14 protein-coding genes are annotated in these 14,755 nt (G+C 65.3%); 5 read left to right on the forward strand and 9 right to left on the reverse strand.

All coding sequences use genetic code 11. The annotated features are described in order from the left end of the window. The first annotated feature begins 184 nt into the window (after nt 1-184). On the forward strand, nt 185-1,207 hold the full coding sequence (locus ACWGS9_RS25920; RefSeq protein ID WP_454507974.1) for an aminopeptidase: 1,023 nt from the start codon (nt 185-187) through the stop codon (nt 1,205-1,207). Nucleotides 1,208-1,344: 137 nt separating this feature from the next. Here the strand turns inward: ACWGS9_RS25920 and ACWGS9_RS25925 are convergent, their stop codons facing one another. Both ACWGS9_RS25925 and ACWGS9_RS25930 read right to left on the reverse strand, forming a co-directional pair. Continuing rightward, nucleotides 1,345-2,562, reverse strand: coding sequence for a cyanate transporter (locus ACWGS9_RS25925; RefSeq protein WP_454507933.1), 1,218 nt, complete (start codon nt 2,560-2,562; stop codon nt 1,345-1,347). Between the two features lie 17 nt (nt 2,563-2,579). Beyond that, the gene (locus ACWGS9_RS25930; protein WP_454507934.1) at nt 2,580-3,245 is read right to left on the reverse strand and encodes an ankyrin repeat domain-containing protein; all 666 of its coding nucleotides are present in this window, start codon (nt 3,243-3,245) and stop codon (nt 2,580-2,582) included. 144 nt (nt 3,246-3,389) lie between these two features. Between ACWGS9_RS25930 and ACWGS9_RS25935 the strand changes: the two genes are divergently transcribed. The 3 genes from ACWGS9_RS25935 to ACWGS9_RS25945 all read left to right on the forward strand — a co-directional run bounded on the left by ACWGS9_RS25935 (nt 3,390) and on the right by ACWGS9_RS25945 (nt 6,641). Beyond that, the gene (locus tag ACWGS9_RS25935) at nt 3,390-4,274 is read left to right on the forward strand and encodes a LysR family transcriptional regulator (protein WP_454507935.1); all 885 of its coding nucleotides are present in this window, start codon (nt 3,390-3,392) and stop codon (nt 4,272-4,274) included. A 72-nt stretch (nt 4,275-4,346) separates the two neighbouring features. Next, a complete protein-coding gene (locus tag ACWGS9_RS25940) occupies nt 4,347-5,807 on the forward strand; it encodes a phospholipase D-like domain-containing protein (RefSeq protein WP_454507936.1) in 1,461 nt (486 codons plus the stop codon). A 24-nt stretch (nt 5,808-5,831) separates the two neighbouring features. Beyond that, on the forward strand, nt 5,832-6,641 hold the full coding sequence (locus tag ACWGS9_RS25945; RefSeq protein WP_454507937.1) for an endonuclease/exonuclease/phosphatase family protein: 810 nt from the start codon (nt 5,832-5,834) through the stop codon (nt 6,639-6,641). 11 nt (nt 6,642-6,652) lie between these two features. Here the strand turns inward: ACWGS9_RS25945 and ACWGS9_RS25950 are convergent, their stop codons facing one another. From ACWGS9_RS25950 to ACWGS9_RS25975, 6 genes are all read right to left on the reverse strand, one after another. Next, nucleotides 6,653-6,877, reverse strand: a complete 225-nt coding sequence (locus ACWGS9_RS25950) for a hypothetical protein (protein ID WP_454507975.1) — start codon at nt 6,875-6,877, stop codon at nt 6,653-6,655. 123 nt (nt 6,878-7,000) lie between these two features. Continuing rightward, the gene (locus ACWGS9_RS25955; RefSeq protein WP_454507938.1) at nt 7,001-7,861 is read right to left on the reverse strand and encodes a patatin-like phospholipase family protein; all 861 of its coding nucleotides are present in this window, start codon (nt 7,859-7,861) and stop codon (nt 7,001-7,003) included. After that, complete coding sequence (locus ACWGS9_RS25960) at nt 7,858-9,291, reverse strand: M16 family metallopeptidase (RefSeq protein ID WP_454507939.1); 1,434 nt, start codon at nt 9,289-9,291, stop codon at nt 7,858-7,860. The genes ACWGS9_RS25955 and ACWGS9_RS25960 overlap by 4 nt, the downstream gene beginning before the upstream one ends. A gap of 87 nt (nt 9,292-9,378) precedes the next feature. Next, complete coding sequence (locus tag ACWGS9_RS25965; protein WP_454507940.1) at nt 9,379-10,737, reverse strand: M16 family metallopeptidase; 1,359 nt, start codon at nt 10,735-10,737, stop codon at nt 9,379-9,381. Between the two features lie 93 nt (nt 10,738-10,830). Next, nucleotides 10,831-11,385: a 16S rRNA (guanine(966)-N(2))-methyltransferase RsmD gene (rsmD, locus tag ACWGS9_RS25970; RefSeq protein WP_454507941.1), complete on the reverse strand. Its 555-nt coding sequence runs from the start codon at nt 11,383-11,385 to the stop codon at nt 10,831-10,833. Next, nucleotides 11,366-13,393, reverse strand: a complete 2,028-nt coding sequence (locus ACWGS9_RS25975) for a pseudouridine synthase (protein WP_454507942.1) — start codon at nt 13,391-13,393, stop codon at nt 11,366-11,368. The genes rsmD and ACWGS9_RS25975 overlap by 20 nt, the downstream gene beginning before the upstream one ends. A gap of 180 nt (nt 13,394-13,573) precedes the next feature. Here ACWGS9_RS25975 and ACWGS9_RS25980 point away from each other — a divergent pair, with 180 nt between their 5' ends. After that, nucleotides 13,574-14,026, forward strand: coding sequence for a nucleoside deaminase (locus ACWGS9_RS25980; protein WP_454507943.1), 453 nt, complete (start codon nt 13,574-13,576; stop codon nt 14,024-14,026). A 20-nt stretch (nt 14,027-14,046) separates the two neighbouring features. Here ACWGS9_RS25980 and ACWGS9_RS25985 read toward each other — a convergent pair whose 3' ends face one another. After that, complete coding sequence (locus ACWGS9_RS25985; protein WP_454507944.1) at nt 14,047-14,721, reverse strand: hypothetical protein; 675 nt, start codon at nt 14,719-14,721, stop codon at nt 14,047-14,049. Nucleotides 14,722-14,755: the final 34 nt, after the last annotated feature.

The raw sequence follows: 14,755 nt of genomic DNA on the forward strand, positions 1-14,755 counted from the left end.
GCGCCGTATGGCTTGACGGCCGCCGAGAAATCGAAAGTCCGACCCGCTGCCCTTCCAGGCCTTGACGAAAACAGGCGCGCCTGTTTGAGACACGGGAGAAAATAGGGACATTTGCTCCGTGGGGAGATGAGCAAGCGGTGGGCAAGCTGTGAAGCGCGTTTTTCGGTTGCTTGCTGCCGTGATCATGGCGTCCGGCGTGAGCGGGTGCACAAGCATTTCCTACTACGCGCAGTCGTTGGAGGGCCATGTTGAGATCATGGCGGCGCGCAAGAATGTTGCGAAGCTGATCCGCGATCCCTCGACGCCAGAGGCACTGCGCGCCAAGCTGACGTCGGCGAGCGCCATACGTCACTTTGCCACGGAAAAACTGGCACTGCCCGATAACAATAGCTACCGCAGCTATGTCGACATCGGTCGAAACGATGTGACCTTGGCCGTCTTCGCCGCGCCGCAATTCTCTCTCGCGCCGATAACATGGTGCTTTCCGGTTTTCGGCTGCGTTCCCTACAAGGGTTATTTTTCGCGGCAAGACGCGCTCGAAAGTGCCGCCGAATTGCAGCGGCAGGGGCTGGACGTCTATGTGTCAGGCGTCACCGCATATTCCACGCTGGGCTGGTTCAGCGACCCGTTGCTCAGCACCATGCTGCGTCAGGACGACACCTATATCGCCAGCCTTGTCTTCCATGAGCTGGCGCATCAGAAAATCTATGTGAATGGCGACTCCGCGTTCAACGAGGCTTTCGCGGTTTCCGTCGAAACCACCGGCACGAGGAAATGGCTCCGCGCCACCGGCAATGGCGCCGGGTTGCGCAGCTACGAAGCCGATCGCAAGCGCAAGGCGGACTTTCTCGGACTGATATCGAAAACCCGGGACGAGTTGAGGCAGGTCTATGGAAGCCCCCGCAGCCCGGAGCAGATGGCAGCCGCCAAAGCCGCCACGATCGACCGGCTGCGGATACGCTACCGGCAAATGCGCGACAAGCGCTGGGCCGGATATCGGGGATACGACGCCTGGTTCAATAGCCCGATCAACAACGCAAAGCTTGCCGCGACTGCCGTCTATGGCGAACAGGTTCCGGCGTTTCTTCGCCTGTTCGACCTGTGCTCAGGCGACTATCCGAGGTTCTACGCCTCCGTTCGGCGGATCGGAAATTTGCCCGGACCTTCGCGCGCCGAAGCGCTCAAGGCCGCGGCTGCGTGCAATTGACTTGAACACGCGCATGGGACCTCGTCGCCATGTTCGACGTGCTCGAGCACATCCCGGATCTCAGTTTCCTCTCTCGCCTTCAGACCCGCCATCCGGCCGTCGCCGTCCCTTATTGCCGCTGGCTGGCGGGCGCAACATCAGACCGCGACCGGCTCAGCGGCAGACGGCTTCATGGCCCGCGAATAGCCTTGTGGCGCCAACCGAAAGGTCAGCACGGTCACGATCGCAATGCAGGCGAGATGCAGCAGCCAGCCGGCATGGAAGCCGCCGGTGAGATCGTGCAGTACCGCGACGATCCATGGCGGTATCGCGGCAAGCAGGAAACCGCCGCCTTGCATCATGGCCGAAAGCGCGCCGGCCTCCGCCGGGTCCGGCAGATGTTCGAGCGCGACGATCATGGTGAGCGAGAAGGAGCCGCCCAGCCCCGCTCCCAACAAGAGCGCCAGGACGAAAGGCGCGGTTTCGGGCCGCAGGATCAAACCTGCAAAACCAACTGCCTGCATGGCCAAAGTCAGCCAGAGCCATGGCCGGCGGTCCACGCTTTTGCTCGCAAGGGCCGGCAACAGCAGGGCCGAGAGCGCCTGCCCCACAGCCATGACCGCCAGCAAGCCGCCGCTGGAAGCGCTCGTCCAGCCTTGCTCCTGATAGTATGGCGCAAGCCATGCCACCGAGGTCGAGTAGCCACCATTGACGAGGCCGAAGCAGGCCATCAGCAGCCAGGTGCGGGGCCGCTTGAGCCAGCCAGCCGCCGCGTTCTTGCCTTGCGGGTGGGCAACGTCGCGCGGCAAGCAGGCCACGGCAAGCGCCGCCGCGATCAATGCCGGCAACGCCATCCAGGCGAGCCCGAAATGCCAGTCGCCCGAGGCCGTGGCAATCAGCGGCGCGAGTTGCGCGCCAACCGCGCCCCCGCCCATCAGCATCGATGAATAAAGCCCCATGACGAGGCTGACATGGCGAGGGAATTGCCGCTTGACGATGCCGGGAAACACGGCCTGCACGACGGCCGCCCCAAGGCCGAGCAAGGCGGCGGTGCCTATCATTTCAAGGCCCGTCGACGCGAAGAGACGAAGGAACGATGCGAGGCTGACGATGGCGAGCGCCGCAATGACCGCCCGGCTTGCGCCAATGCGCGCCTGCAAGGATGGCCCGGTAAAGGCGAAGGTCCCCATCAGCAACATCGGCACCAGCGTCAGCAGCGCGATGCCCTGTGTGCCGAGACCGGTCTCGGCGCGCACGCCCGCCGCCAGCGGACCGATGCCGGTGATGAACGGCCTGAGGTTGAGTCCCACCATGGCGACCACGGCAAGCATGAGAAAACGGCTGGAAGTGGCCTCTATGTCCTTCTGTCCGCTCATGGCGCCGGCCGCTTTCCTCAGCTTGCGCCGGCGGCCATGAGGAGTTTTTCGATCTCCTTGAAGCCGCGGTCCCGCGCATGCCGCAGCGGCGTCACGCCATCGCCGTCGGCGAGATCGACGTTGGCTCCGGCCTTGATGAGCAGCGAAACAATCTGCTGGTGGCGCTGGCCGCCGTCGCCGAGGATGATGGCTTCCAGCAGCGCGGTCCAACCGAGCTTGTTGACATGGTCGACGTCGACACCGGCCTCGATCAGCATGCGCACGGTCTCGACATGACCGCGCTCCGACGCCGGGATGAGCGCGGTGCCGCCGTAGCGATTGACGCTCTTGAGATCGGCGCCATGGGCGAGCGCTAGCTTGAGGATTTCCAGATGCCCGCGCGCGCCGGCGTAAAGGTAAGGGCTGTCCTCGATATTATCCTTGGCGTTGACGTTCGCTCCGGCCGCGATCAGCGCCCTGGCGGCGGCAACCCTGTTGTCGTGCGTCGCGACAAGCAGCGGTGTGGCGCCGGTGCCGTCGCGCGAGTCGATCTCAGCGCCTTGCGACAAAAGCCTGCCGATTGTCTCGACATCATCCATGGCGGCCGCGGCATGCAATGGGGTTGTGCGCATGGTTTCTCCTGACGCGATCGCCGAAACGGAAGCGAGCACCAGCAAGGCAAAGGCAAAATAGAGGCTACGCATTCCTGGCTCCTGCAGCACCGGCCAACGCATGGCCTTGTCCGCACTTTCGGATAGGGCTACTTCGCTTCATTTAGAAATTAAATGTATGCATCTATCTCATTATGATTTTAGATAGTACACGCCATGCGCGACGGAGGGTGAAAAATGCTCGATCCGCGTCTTCTGCGTGCCTTCATCGCGATTGCCGACGCCGGCAGCTTCACGCAGGCGGCGGAGCGGCTGAACATGACGCAATCGACAATCAGCCAGCAGCTTGCCCGGCTGGAGGACGCGGTGGGCAGAAGCCTGGTCGATCGCGACACAAGGCCGATCCGGCCGACGGCCGCGGGCGAGCGGCTGCTCGGCTATGCGCGGCGCATCCTCGCCTTGCAGCATGAAGCGCAAACGGCGCTTGGCGATCCGGCCGGCACCACGCCGGCGCGGATCGGCGTGCCTGAGGATATCGTCAACACTACGATGGCCGGGGTGTTCGGCGATTTCGCCAAGCGCCACCGCGCGGTCCGGCTGGACGTCACCGCGGGCTTGAGCCGTGACCTGACCCGGCGCTATCGCGCCGGCGAGTTCGACATCGTGGTGGTCAAGGAAGCCGCCGCCGAACCCGATTGCCGGGCAAGCTTTCCCGAACCGATGGCGTGGTTCGAAAGCGCGGACAGCCATTCCGATTGGGCCCATCGGGCCCAACCCGATTGGGCCCATCCGGCCCAATCCGATTGGCCCGATCCGGTGCCGCTGGTCGCCTTCCCGCCCGGCGGGCTCTACCGCGAAGCCATGTTCGAGCGGATCGAGCGCGAACAACGCCGCTGGTACATCGCCTTCACCGGCAGCAGCCTTCACAACGTGCTGGTCGGCGTGGAGGCCGGGCTCGGCCTGTCGTTGCTGCCAAGGAGCGCAGTGGGAGGCCAACGCGTCCGGCCCTGTGCGCGTCTCGGCGCCGAGCCCTCGATGGTGGTCTCGCTCTATGCCTGGGACAAGACGGGGCCGGTTGCGGACCTGGCCGAGCGGATGACCGCAGTTCTTGCTGCCCGGTAGCAAGCGTGAGAATAAGCGCGGGAATGACGCGCCGCATTGCCTTCCGCATCGGCTCGCACAATAGTCGGGCCGATGTTTGAGGCGATTGCGAGTCATTGGTCCACGCTTATCCTGATCCTCTCGCTGGCGATGGCGGCGGTCGGCATCGTCCACGCCATCATGACCAAGGAGGATGTGCGCGCCGCTACCGGCTGGGTGGGCGTGATGCTTTTGTCGCCCTTCCTCGGCGCGATCATCTACGCCATTGCCGGCATCAACCGCATCCGCCGCGCGACGATCAGCGCCATGCGTCCCGTCTCCAGCGAGGCGGCCGCCGCCAGGCACGACCGCGACGTCGCCCTGGAAGCCTTGATCAATGCCGAATACGGCCAGCGCTTCACCGGGCTGAAGACGCTTGGCGACAGGGTGGCGCGGTGTCCGCTCACCTCGGGAAACACCATCGCCGTGCTCAAGACCGGCGATGAAGCCTATACCGCGATGTGCCGGGCGATCGACGCGGCGCAAAGAAGCGTGCTTCTGGAAACCTATATTTTCGACAATGACGCGGTCGGGGCGCTCTTCGTCCAGTCGCTCGGCAACGCAGTCGAGCGCGGCGTCACTGTGCGAGTGCTGATCGATGCCGTCGGTGTGCGCTATTCGGTGCCGAGCATCCTGAAGCAGCTCAGGGAAGCCGACGTCACTGCCGACCTCTTCAACGGCAACATCGTCATGGGCCTGAGACTTCCCTATGCCAACCTCAGGACGCACAGGAAGATCCTGGTCGTCGACGGTGACGTGGCGTTCACGGGGGGGCTGAACATCCGCAAGGGCTTCTCCGCCGAGTTCGCCGGTTCCGAAAGCTCGCGGGACACGCATTTCGAGGTCACCGGGCCGGTGGTGGCCGACCTGTTCTCGGTTGCCGCCGAGGACTGGCGTTTTGCCGGCAACGAGGCCTTGAAGGACTGGCCATGGCAGGTCGAGCGCGCCGCGCCGCCGCCCGGGCAGCCGGTGCTGGTGCGCGCGGTCGCGACCGGACCGGACGCCTCCAACGAAACCAACCTCAAACTGCTGATGGGCGCATTCTCGGTGGCCCGCAAATCGATCCGCATCATGTCGCCCTATTTCCTGCCGGACCGGGAATTCATCAGCGCGCTGACCACGGCCGGCCGCCGCGGCGTCGAAATCGACATCGTCGTGCCGGCGGTGAACAACCTCTTCCTCGTCGACCATGCGATGACGGCGCAGTTCGACCAGGTGCTGAAGCACTATTGCCGCGTCTGGCGCCACGACGGCCCGTTCGACCATTCGAAGCTGATGGCGATCGACGGGGTGTGGGCCTATGTCGGCTCCTCCAATATGGACGCCCGTTCGCTGAGGCTGAATTTCGAGATCGACATGGAAGTGCTGGATCAAAACTTTGCCGCCGAAATCGACGCCCGCATTGGGGCCGCTATCGCCGCCGCCGAGCCGGTGACGCTGGAGACGCTGAAGGCAAGGCCATTCATAGTCCGCGTCTTCGACCGTTTGCTATGGCTGGGATCACCCTATCTTTAGAACAGAAAAACGAGCATCGGGACCATGGAGACAAACGACATAAAAGGACGCAGCCTCCCGGAGACCGTGCTCCTGTCGATCCGCGCCAGGAACGCGCGCAAGGCGAAGGCGACACCGCGCAAGCGTGTCAATGGCGCCGAAGTCGTCGTTGCCTCCTACAACGTCCACAAATGCATCGGCACGGACCGAAGGTTCGATCCCGAACGGACGGCGCGCGTCATCCGCGAAATCTGCCCCGACGTGATCGCGCTGCAGGAAGCCGACAACCGTTTCGGCGACAAGGCCGGGCTGCTCGACCTTGCCCGCCTGGAACTGGAGACGGGGTTGGTGCCGGTGCCGGTCAGCGGAAACGGCAAGGGGCATGGCTGGCGCGGCAATGTGCTTCTGTTCAAGCGCGGCACGGTGCGCGACGTCCACCAGATCAAGCTGCCGGGACTGGAGCCGCGCGGCGCGCTGGTTGCCGAGATCGATCTCGACGAGAAACGGACCCTGCGCGTCATTGCCGCCCATCTCGGCCTGTTGCGCCGCTCGCGCTCCGAACAGGCCCGCGTCGTGCTCGACATCATGAACAGCGCGGACGAAAGGCCGACGCTGCTGCTCGGCGACCTCAACGAATGGCGGCTCGGCAACCGCTCGGCGCTGAACACGCTGCACACCACATTCGGCCCGACGCCGCCGGCGGTGCCCACCTTTCCATCGGGCCTGCCGGTGCTGGCGCTCGACCGCATCATGGGCAACCGGCACGACCTGGTTTCAGCCGTGGAGGCGCATGACACGCCGCTGTCGCGCGTTGCCTCCGACCACCTGCCGCTGACGGCTTTCGTGCATTTGTAAGCCGGCAGACGTCACCCTTCCCTCAGCCAGACCAGCATCTCGCCAGGATCGCGGTTGTCCCAGGCGAAATAGGGAACGGCCTTGAGCTTCGTCTCTTCCGTCGCCGGCGGTTCAGGGCGATAGAGATCGCCGCCCCGGTTCTCAACCTCGGCCCGGCTGCCGATGGCCGAAAGGGTGACGATGCCGCCGAGAAGGTTCGGCTCCTCATGCGCCTCGAGCCTAGCTAGCGTCAGGATGCGTCTGGCTGTTCATCGCATCGAAGGCGTTGGCGATATCGCCGATCCCCGGTTGACCGGTCAGGCCGAAGTTGGAGGTCGGAGCGCCGGCATGCGCCTGAGGGGTGCAGTCGGAAGAGGCGCTCAGACCACCTTCTTCTTCCCCCGCCGGCCGCCGCCATGCGCTTCCACGGCCTTCTCGACGGCGCGCTTCAGCTCGTCCTTGATCTCGACCGTATCGGCCATCAACGTTTCGACCTTCAGGAAATCGAGCACGCGGTATTTCGAGACCGCGGGGCGAATCAGAATGTCCGGCCGGTGCTGCCTGAGCTTGTTGGCGATGATCGACTGCATCATCAGCTGCGTGGCGCCATACATCAGATCGACGGTGGTCGGATGCCTGCGCTCGGCCTCGCTCGGCGCGCCCACCACATCGATGGCGACGATGATGTCGGCGTCCTTCTCGATGAGGTCGAAGGGCACCGGGTTGTAGATGCCGCCGTCAATCAGCACGCGGCCATCGCGCGTGACCGGGCGGAACACCGCCGGAATGGCGGCCGAGGCTGCCAGCGCCGATTGCAGGTCGCCCTCTTCGAACACTGCCAGCTTGTGGCCGAAATAGTCGGTCGCCGTCACCTTGAGCGGGATCTTCAGCTCTTCGAAGGTCGCGGGGATGGCGTCGGGCAGGAAGGCTTTCAGGATGCGTTCGACATTGAACTGGCCGACGCGGATGCCGCCCTGCATGGCCTCCGCGATCGTGCCCGGCCGCGAGCGCCACATGCGCGCGGCCACCTCGGCGCGGCTGCCGAGGATCGAGCGAGCATAGCCGTGGATCTCGGCCCCTCGCATGCCCGAGGCCATGCCGGCGCCCATGATGGCGCCGATCGACGAGCCGGCGATCGCCACCGGCTCGATGCCAAGTTCGTCGAGAGCCTCGACGATATGGATATGAGCGAGACCACGTGCGCCGCCGCCGCCGAAGGCCACGCCGAAGGTCGGGCTCATCCCTTGCCGCCTCCCGCCAGCGGCGGGCCGATGACCATCACGGCGGGATCGGCCGATAGAAGCTTCTTCGCCGCCGCCTTGACGTCGGCGAGCGTCACCGCGTTGATGAGCGCGGCGCGGCGCTTCATATAGTCGATGCCGAGATTGTCGACCTGCAGCTCGACCAGCGTCGCGGCAATGGAGCTGGAGGAATCCAGATTGTTGATGGCGTAGGCGCCGATCATGTATTTCTTGATCGCCGCAAGCTCCTCCTCGGTGGGGCCGTTCTCAGCCATGTCCTTCACCACCTGGCGCACGATCGAAAGCGTTTCGGCTGCGCGGTCGGAACGCGTCGCCGTCGTTACGAGCAGCGAGTGGGAATGCTCGTTGTCGACGAGATCGGAACTGACGCCATAGGCGAGGCCGCGTTTCTCACGCACCTCCGAGAACAGCCGGGAGGTGAAGGTCGAGCCGCCAAGGATCTCGTTCATCAACACCGTGGCAAAGAAATCCGGATCGCTGCGTTTCACGCCCGGCCAGGCGAGCTGCAGCGAGGTCTGCGGCAAATCGTAGTTCACTTCGAGCTGTTGCCCGAGCTTGGGCGTGACATCGGCCACCGGGGCCAATGTCTGCTTTTCAGGCAAGCCTCCGAACACCTCGTCCAGCTTGTTGCTCAGCGTCGCGACGTCGATGTCGCCGACCACCGCCACACGCAGGCCGTTGCGGGCGAAATTGGCCTTGTGGAAGGCCTTGATGTCATCGGCGGTAATGGTGGTCAGGCTATCCTTCGTTCCCTGGTCGGAGCGCGAATAGGGATGCTCGCCATAGATGGCGCGCAGCCAGCGGCGCTGCGCCACCGTGTTCGGATCGCGCTCGTTGGCGAGGATGCCGGAGAGCACCTGGGCCCGGATACGGTCGATCGGCGCCTGGTCGAAGCGCGGCCGGTCGACGGCAAGTTTCAGCAGGTCGAAAGCCTCGTTTTTCTCCTGTGACAGCATGCGCATCGTGCCATAGGTACCGTCGCGCGCTGCCTGGAAACTCATCTCGGCGCCGGCATCGTCGAGCTTCTGCTGGAAGGCATCGCTGTCGAGATCGCCGGCGCCTTCGTCGAACAGGCCGGTCATCAGGTTGACAAGCCCCTCCTTGCCGGCCGGATCCTGCGCGCTGCCGCCATCGAAGACGAAGCGGATGGCAATCAGCGGGATAGAATGGTCCTCCACCAGCCAGGCGGTGACGCCCTCCTTCGACTTCACCTCTTGGATGTTCATCTCGGCGCGCGCGGCGAGCGCCGGCAGAAGCAGGAAGAACAGGGCAAAACACAAGGTGGCGAAGGCGCGGTAGAGGCGCCCTCCTTCTCCCCTTGTGGGAGAAGGAGGATCGGCGCGCAGCGCCGAGACGGATGAGGGGTACTGGCCCGATCGCCGTCCTTGCCAAGCTGGAACACCCCTCATCCGACCTCGCTTCGCGAGGCCACCTTCTCCCACAAGGGGAGAAGGCAAGAACGAGCGGCTTAGGCGCACAAGTACCAAGCTCATCGATCAGTTCCCCGCCTGTTGTTGCGGCAAGAGATAGCCGGTGGTCGAACGATCGAGCACCAGGTAGCGGGCAGCAGCCGCCTTGACCTCATCGGCGGTGACCTTGCGGATGCGGTCCGGCCATTCCTCGACATCCTTGACATTGCCGCCGGTGGCAAGCGTGGAGCCAAACATAATGGCCATGTCGTCCTGCTTGTCGCGGGCAAAGATCATGGAGCGCACATAGCGGGTCTTGGCCCGCTCCAGCTCATCGTCGCTCACGCCGTCCTTGATGATGCGGGCGATCTCGGCGTCGACCGCCGCCTCGACATCGGCGAGCTTGGCGTCGCCGCGCGGCGCGCCATAGACGGTGAAGTTGGTGTCGTCGAGCATGGTGCCCTGGAAGTAGGCTGCCGCGTCGGAGGCGATCCCCTGCTTCACGACGAGCTCCTGGTACAGACGGCTGCGGTTGCCGCCGCCGAGGATCTCGGCCAGCAGGTCGAGCGCCTCCGCCTCGCCGGGCTTGGCCGTGTGATAGGACGGCACGACCCATTGCGTCGAAAAACTCGGCACCGAAACGCGCGCATCGGTGAGCGTCACTGTCCGCTTGGTGTTCTGCTCCGGTTCGACCGGGCGGATGCGCGGCCGCAGGTCAGGGCCGCGCGCAACCTTGCCGTAGGTGCGCTCGGCCATCGCCTTGACGGTATCCGGGTCGACGTCGCCCGCGACCACCAGCACCGCGTTGTTCGGCCGGTAGTAATTGTCGTAGAAGGCTTTCGCATCCGGACGGTTCAGTTGCTCCATTTCCTGCATCCAGCCGATCACCGGAATGCGGTAGGGCTGGTTCTGCCAGAGCGTCGCATCGACCTCCTCATCCAGCACCGCCTGCGGATTGCTGTCGATGCGCGAGCGGCGCTCCTCCAGGATCACGTCGCGCTCGGTCTTGATGACATCGTCGGTCAAGATCAGGTTGCGCATGCGATCGGCCTCGAAACCCATCATCTGCTCGAGCGCCGAAGGCGGCACCGTCTCGTGGAAGGCGGTGTAGTCGTACGAGGTGAAGGCGTTGTTCGAGCCGCCGATCTCGGACACGGCTCGGTCGAACTCACCGGCGGCATGGTTCGCCGTGGCCTTGAACATCAGATGCTCGAAGAAATGCGCAATACCGGATTTGCCGGGCGGCTCGTCGGCGCTGCCGATCTTGTACCAGACCATGTGGGTGACGATCGGCGCGCGGTGGTCCGGGATGACGACCACCTCCATGCCGTTGTCGAGCAGGAAATCCTTGACCTCGCCATCGTCGGCCGCACGGACCGGAGCCGCCGCGAGCGCCAGCGTGCCGACAAGAAGCGCCGCGCGCAGCCCAATCCTCGTTGGTGTCATCAAATTCTCCGGTCCCGGGTGCACGACGATAGGAAAGCTTGCTGGCGAGGCAAAGTGAATTGTTCGTCATTTTCGAGGCGTGGCTAGAGCAATCTAGTCGGCCTCGATGAAACGGATGACCGTTTCGCCGTAATTGCGTTCATCCATTACGGAAAAGCCGGCGCCCGGTTCGAATGGCGCCGAGGCCGCCTCCTCGACGACGCAGAGCGCGCCAGGCACAAGCCAGCCGCCGGTTTTGGCCGAGCGCAGCGCGCGCTCGCCGAGCCCTTTGCCGTAGGGCGGATCGGCAAAGATCAGATCAAACGGGGAGATCGTGCCGGCTTCACCGAGTTGCGTGGCGTCGCGGCGGAAGATCTTGGTGCGGCCGGTGAGCCCGTAGGCTTCGACATTCTCGCGGATCAGGCCGCGCCCTTCCGTCGATTCCTCGATGAAGACGCAGTAGGAGGCGCCGCGCGACAGCGCCTCCAGCCCGAGCGCGCCTGTGCCGGCGAAGAGGTCGAGCACGCGGCCGCCCTCGAGCTTTTCGGCATAGCGATGCGTCAGGACGTTGAACACCGCCTCGCGGGTGCGGTCTGTGGTCGGGCGGATGGCATTGCTTTTCGGCGTCGCCAGCGGACGCCCGCGGAACTCACCGCCGACGATCCGCATCGCCGCCCCTCTTCGGACCACGCGGCCTGTTGCCGCCATCGCCTTCGGGGCGCTCGCCGCGGGGCTTGCCGAAAGGCTTTGCGCCCGGCTTGCCCTTGCCGCCCGGCTTGTAGGATGCCTTGCGCGCCTTCGCCTCGGCGGCCTTGGCGGCGTCGGCTTCCGCCCTGCCCTTGCCGATCGGCCGGGCGCCCGGCGCCATCCAGACATTGGCCTTGCGCTGGCCCGGCGGCTCAATCGGCCGCTGCTCGCGCTCGGATTTCTTGCCGCCGAACCGGGGCTTGTCGCCAAACCCACTGCGAGGTTTGTCGCCGAAACCGCCGCGATCGGATTTCGGGCCGCGCTCGCCAAACGCCCTGTCCGGCCCAAACGCCCTGTCCGGCTTTGTCGAAAGCTTGCTCAGCGCCTCGTCGCGGCTGTCCTCGCGGCGCTTGCGCGCCTTGATCAATCCGCCCTCCCCGATCGGCCGGCGGTCGCCGTCGCGCGTGAATTTCGGCCGGTCGGCCTCTTCGCGGCGCGGTCCGCTGCCGCGCACCGGCTTGTTGGAAAACGGCTTTTGAATCTCGGCATCGAAGTTGGCACCCGATTCCTCGATCAGCCGTTCGCCGAGCTGTTCGCGCAGCACGCGGCCCTTGATCTCCAGCACATGGCCCTCGGGAAGATCCTCAAGCTGGAACGGCCCATAAGAGATGCGGATCAGCCGGGTCACATCGAGGCCAAGCGCACCCAGGATGTTCTTGACCTCGCGGTTCTTGCCTTCGCGCAGCCCGATGGTCAGCCACGCATTGGTGCCCTGCTCGCGGTCCAGCGAGGCTTCGACCGAACCATAGAAGACGCCGTCGACGGCAATGCCGTCGCGCAAGCCGGCAAGCGCGCTCTCCTCGACCTTGCCGTGGACGCGCACGCGGTAGCGCCGCAGCCAGCCGGTGGCCGGCAGCTCGAGCACGCGCGACAGCCCGCCGTCATTGGTCAGCAGAAGCAGGCCCTCGGTGTTGATGTCGAGCCGGCCGATCGTCATCAATCGCGGCAGATCGGACGGCAGCACGTCGAAGACGGTCTTGCGGCCTTCCGGATCGCGGTTGGTGGTGACGACGCCCGCCGGCTTGTGGAACAGGAAGAGACGCGTGCGCTCGATCGGCGGGATCTCGGTGCCGTCGAGATGGATGACGTCGGAGGCGCTGACGTTGAAGGCCGGCGAGTCCAGCACCTTGCCGTTGACCTTGACGCGGCCGGCCGCGATCAGTTCCTCGGCGTCGCGGCGCGACGCGATGCCGGCGCGCGCCAGCCGTTTGGCTATGCGCTCGCCGCTCTCTGGTTCTGCTTCGCCGGGACGCGGACGGGGCTTGAAGCCGCCCTCCGGCTTTCTTGGAGCGCTGTCGCGCGGCGGTCGATCGCTGAAATCACGCTTCGGCCGGTCGGCGAAGTCGCGTGCCGGGCGGTCGCCGAACTCGCGCTTGGGGCGCTCGAAACGTCGTTCGCCCCGCTCGTCTCCGGCGGCTGCCGGCCGGTCGCCACGCGGTGTGTAGGGCTTGCGGCCCTCACGCTTTTCGAAAGGCTTGCCGTCGCGCGGCGGACCTTTGCGGAACGGCCTGTCACCACGCTCCCCGCCTTCACCCATTTCACGCGGCTTGTAGCCGCGCTTGAAGTCGCGGCCCTTGCCGTCGACATCGCGGGCCGGGCGCTCGCCTTCAGCGGCCATCGGCCGGTCTCCGCGCGGTGCGTAAGGCTTGCGGCCTTCACGCTTCTCGGAGGGCTTGCCGTCTGGGCGCGGACCTTTACGGAACGGCTTTTCGGCGCGCTCCGCACCCTCGCCCGCTTCGCGTGGCTTGTAGCCGCGCTTGAAGTCGCGGCGTCCGCCGTCGACATCGCGGCGCTCGCCTTCGGCCGCCATCGGCCGCTCACGCTTGGCGAACGGCTTCTTGGCGCCGTAGGCCGGCTTGCGGTCAGGCTGGCCCGCCGGTTTCGAGCCGCCCTTGCGCGGTCCGCGTGAAGATTTCTTGTCGTCGTCCATTACTTTGCTCGTCTTCACCTGCTACAGCGCCGCGCGCCCTTTCGGACGCCTAACGCAGGCAGTGTCATCTTGATTTTGCGCATCCAGCGGCGCGTCAAAAACCGATTCCGGTTTTCAGGGTCTCGCGCTAGATAACAGGATCACTCTCGGGTGGCGAGGAGTAATCGGAATGGAAACCGCTTGAAACGACCCGATTTCATGGCCTTGGCGCTGCAAGAGGCCGAGGCGGCCGCCAGCCGCGGCGAAGTGCCGGTCGGCGCGGTGATCGCCAATGGCAACACGGTGATCGCGAAAGCCGGCAATCGCACCCGCGAGCTTGCCGATCCGACGGCGCATGCCGAGATGCTGGCGATCCGCGAGGCCTGCCGGGAACTCGCCAGCGAGCGGCTGACCGGCCACGACCTCTATGTCACGTTGGAGCCCTGCGCGATGTGTGCCGGCGCGATCTCCTTCGCGAGGCTGCGCCGGCTCTATTTCGGTGCCGCCGACGAGAAAGGCGGCGCGGTGGTCAACGGCACGCGCTTCTTCGCTTCGCCCACCTGTCACCACGCGCCGGACATCTATCCGGGGATCGGCGAGAGCGACGCCGCCGTCATCCTCAAGGATTTCTTTCGCGAGAGACGGGAAACGTAGGCCTGCGCGGCCAGTCCGGCCTACAGGCCGAGCCAGTCGAACCAGCCGCCCTTCTTGCCTTCCGCCTGCGCCTTGAGGCGGCGCTCCTTCTTATACTCGTCCTCGCCGAGTTCGTTCTGCGGCGCGGCGGCGGAGGCCTGGCGATAGGCAAGCGGCGGCTCGCTCAGATATTTGCGGGTGCTCGGGTCGCCCTGCTTCTGTTCGGCAAGCCGGCGCTGAATCTCGGCTTTGCGGGTAGTGTTGGAATCTTCCGGCGTCCAGCGCGGCGGGTGGCTGGACCCCGAATCATCCATCGCCTTCTTCACGGACACCGGGTCGGTCTGCACGTCCTCGACCGCTTCCGGCTGGTAGTTAGGATCGTTCTGGTGCGCGGTGGCGTCGGCGCGGATGCGGGCGCGGCGCGCCTCGGGCGATTCGGGCCAATCGGTGCTCGCCGTCTGGATGCTCTGCTGTGGCGGCGGCAGGTTTTCCTTCTGGCCCGGCGCGGGCTTCACCAGATCGGGGCGAGGCTTGTAGTCGATCGGATCACGATGCTTCGGCGTGATGGCCGCGGCGCCGGACACGTCGTCGAAGAGCTGCGCGGCGGCGGTCTTGTCGGTTCCGTAGGTCGGCGAACTCATGCAGCCGGACAAAGCCATGGCCGATACCACAAGCGGCGCCAGCAGCGCGGCACGCGCAAACATTCTGTCGGTCATGCCAATAAGTCCCACTCTAACAGCCTTTCGGTCG

It is taken from the genome of Mesorhizobium sp. Arg314 (genome assembly GCF_053714275.1).

Coding starts and splice junctions, on each gene's coding strand:
- ACWGS9_RS25920 (WP_454507974.1), top strand. CDS start 185: ATGGCGTCCGGCGTGAGCGGGTGCACAAGCATTTCCTACTACGCGCAG.
- ACWGS9_RS25925 (WP_454507933.1), bottom strand. CDS start 2,562: ATGAGCGGACAGAAGGACATAGAGGCCACTTCCAGCCGTTTTCTCATG.
- ACWGS9_RS25930 (WP_454507934.1), bottom strand. CDS start 3,245: ATGCGTAGCCTCTATTTTGCCTTTGCCTTGCTGGTGCTCGCTTCCGTT.
- ACWGS9_RS25935 (WP_454507935.1), top strand. CDS start 3,390: ATGCTCGATCCGCGTCTTCTGCGTGCCTTCATCGCGATTGCCGACGCC.
- ACWGS9_RS25940 (WP_454507936.1), top strand. CDS start 4,347: ATGTTTGAGGCGATTGCGAGTCATTGGTCCACGCTTATCCTGATCCTC.
- ACWGS9_RS25945 (WP_454507937.1), top strand. CDS start 5,832: ATGGAGACAAACGACATAAAAGGACGCAGCCTCCCGGAGACCGTGCTC.
- ACWGS9_RS25955 (WP_454507938.1), bottom strand. CDS start 7,861: ATGAGCCCGACCTTCGGCGTGGCCTTCGGCGGCGGCGGCGCACGTGGT.
- ACWGS9_RS25960 (WP_454507939.1), bottom strand. CDS start 9,291: ATGAGGGGTGTTCCAGCTTGGCAAGGACGGCGATCGGGCCAGTACCCC.
- ACWGS9_RS25965 (WP_454507940.1), bottom strand. CDS start 10,737: ATGACACCAACGAGGATTGGGCTGCGCGCGGCGCTTCTTGTCGGCACG.
- rsmD (WP_454507941.1), bottom strand. CDS start 11,385: ATGCGGATCGTCGGCGGTGAGTTCCGCGGGCGTCCGCTGGCGACGCCG.
- ACWGS9_RS25975 (WP_454507942.1), bottom strand. CDS start 13,393: ATGGACGACGACAAGAAATCTTCACGCGGACCGCGCAAGGGCGGCTCG.
- ACWGS9_RS25985 (WP_454507944.1), bottom strand. CDS start 14,721: ATGACCGACAGAATGTTTGCGCGTGCCGCGCTGCTGGCGCCGCTTGTG.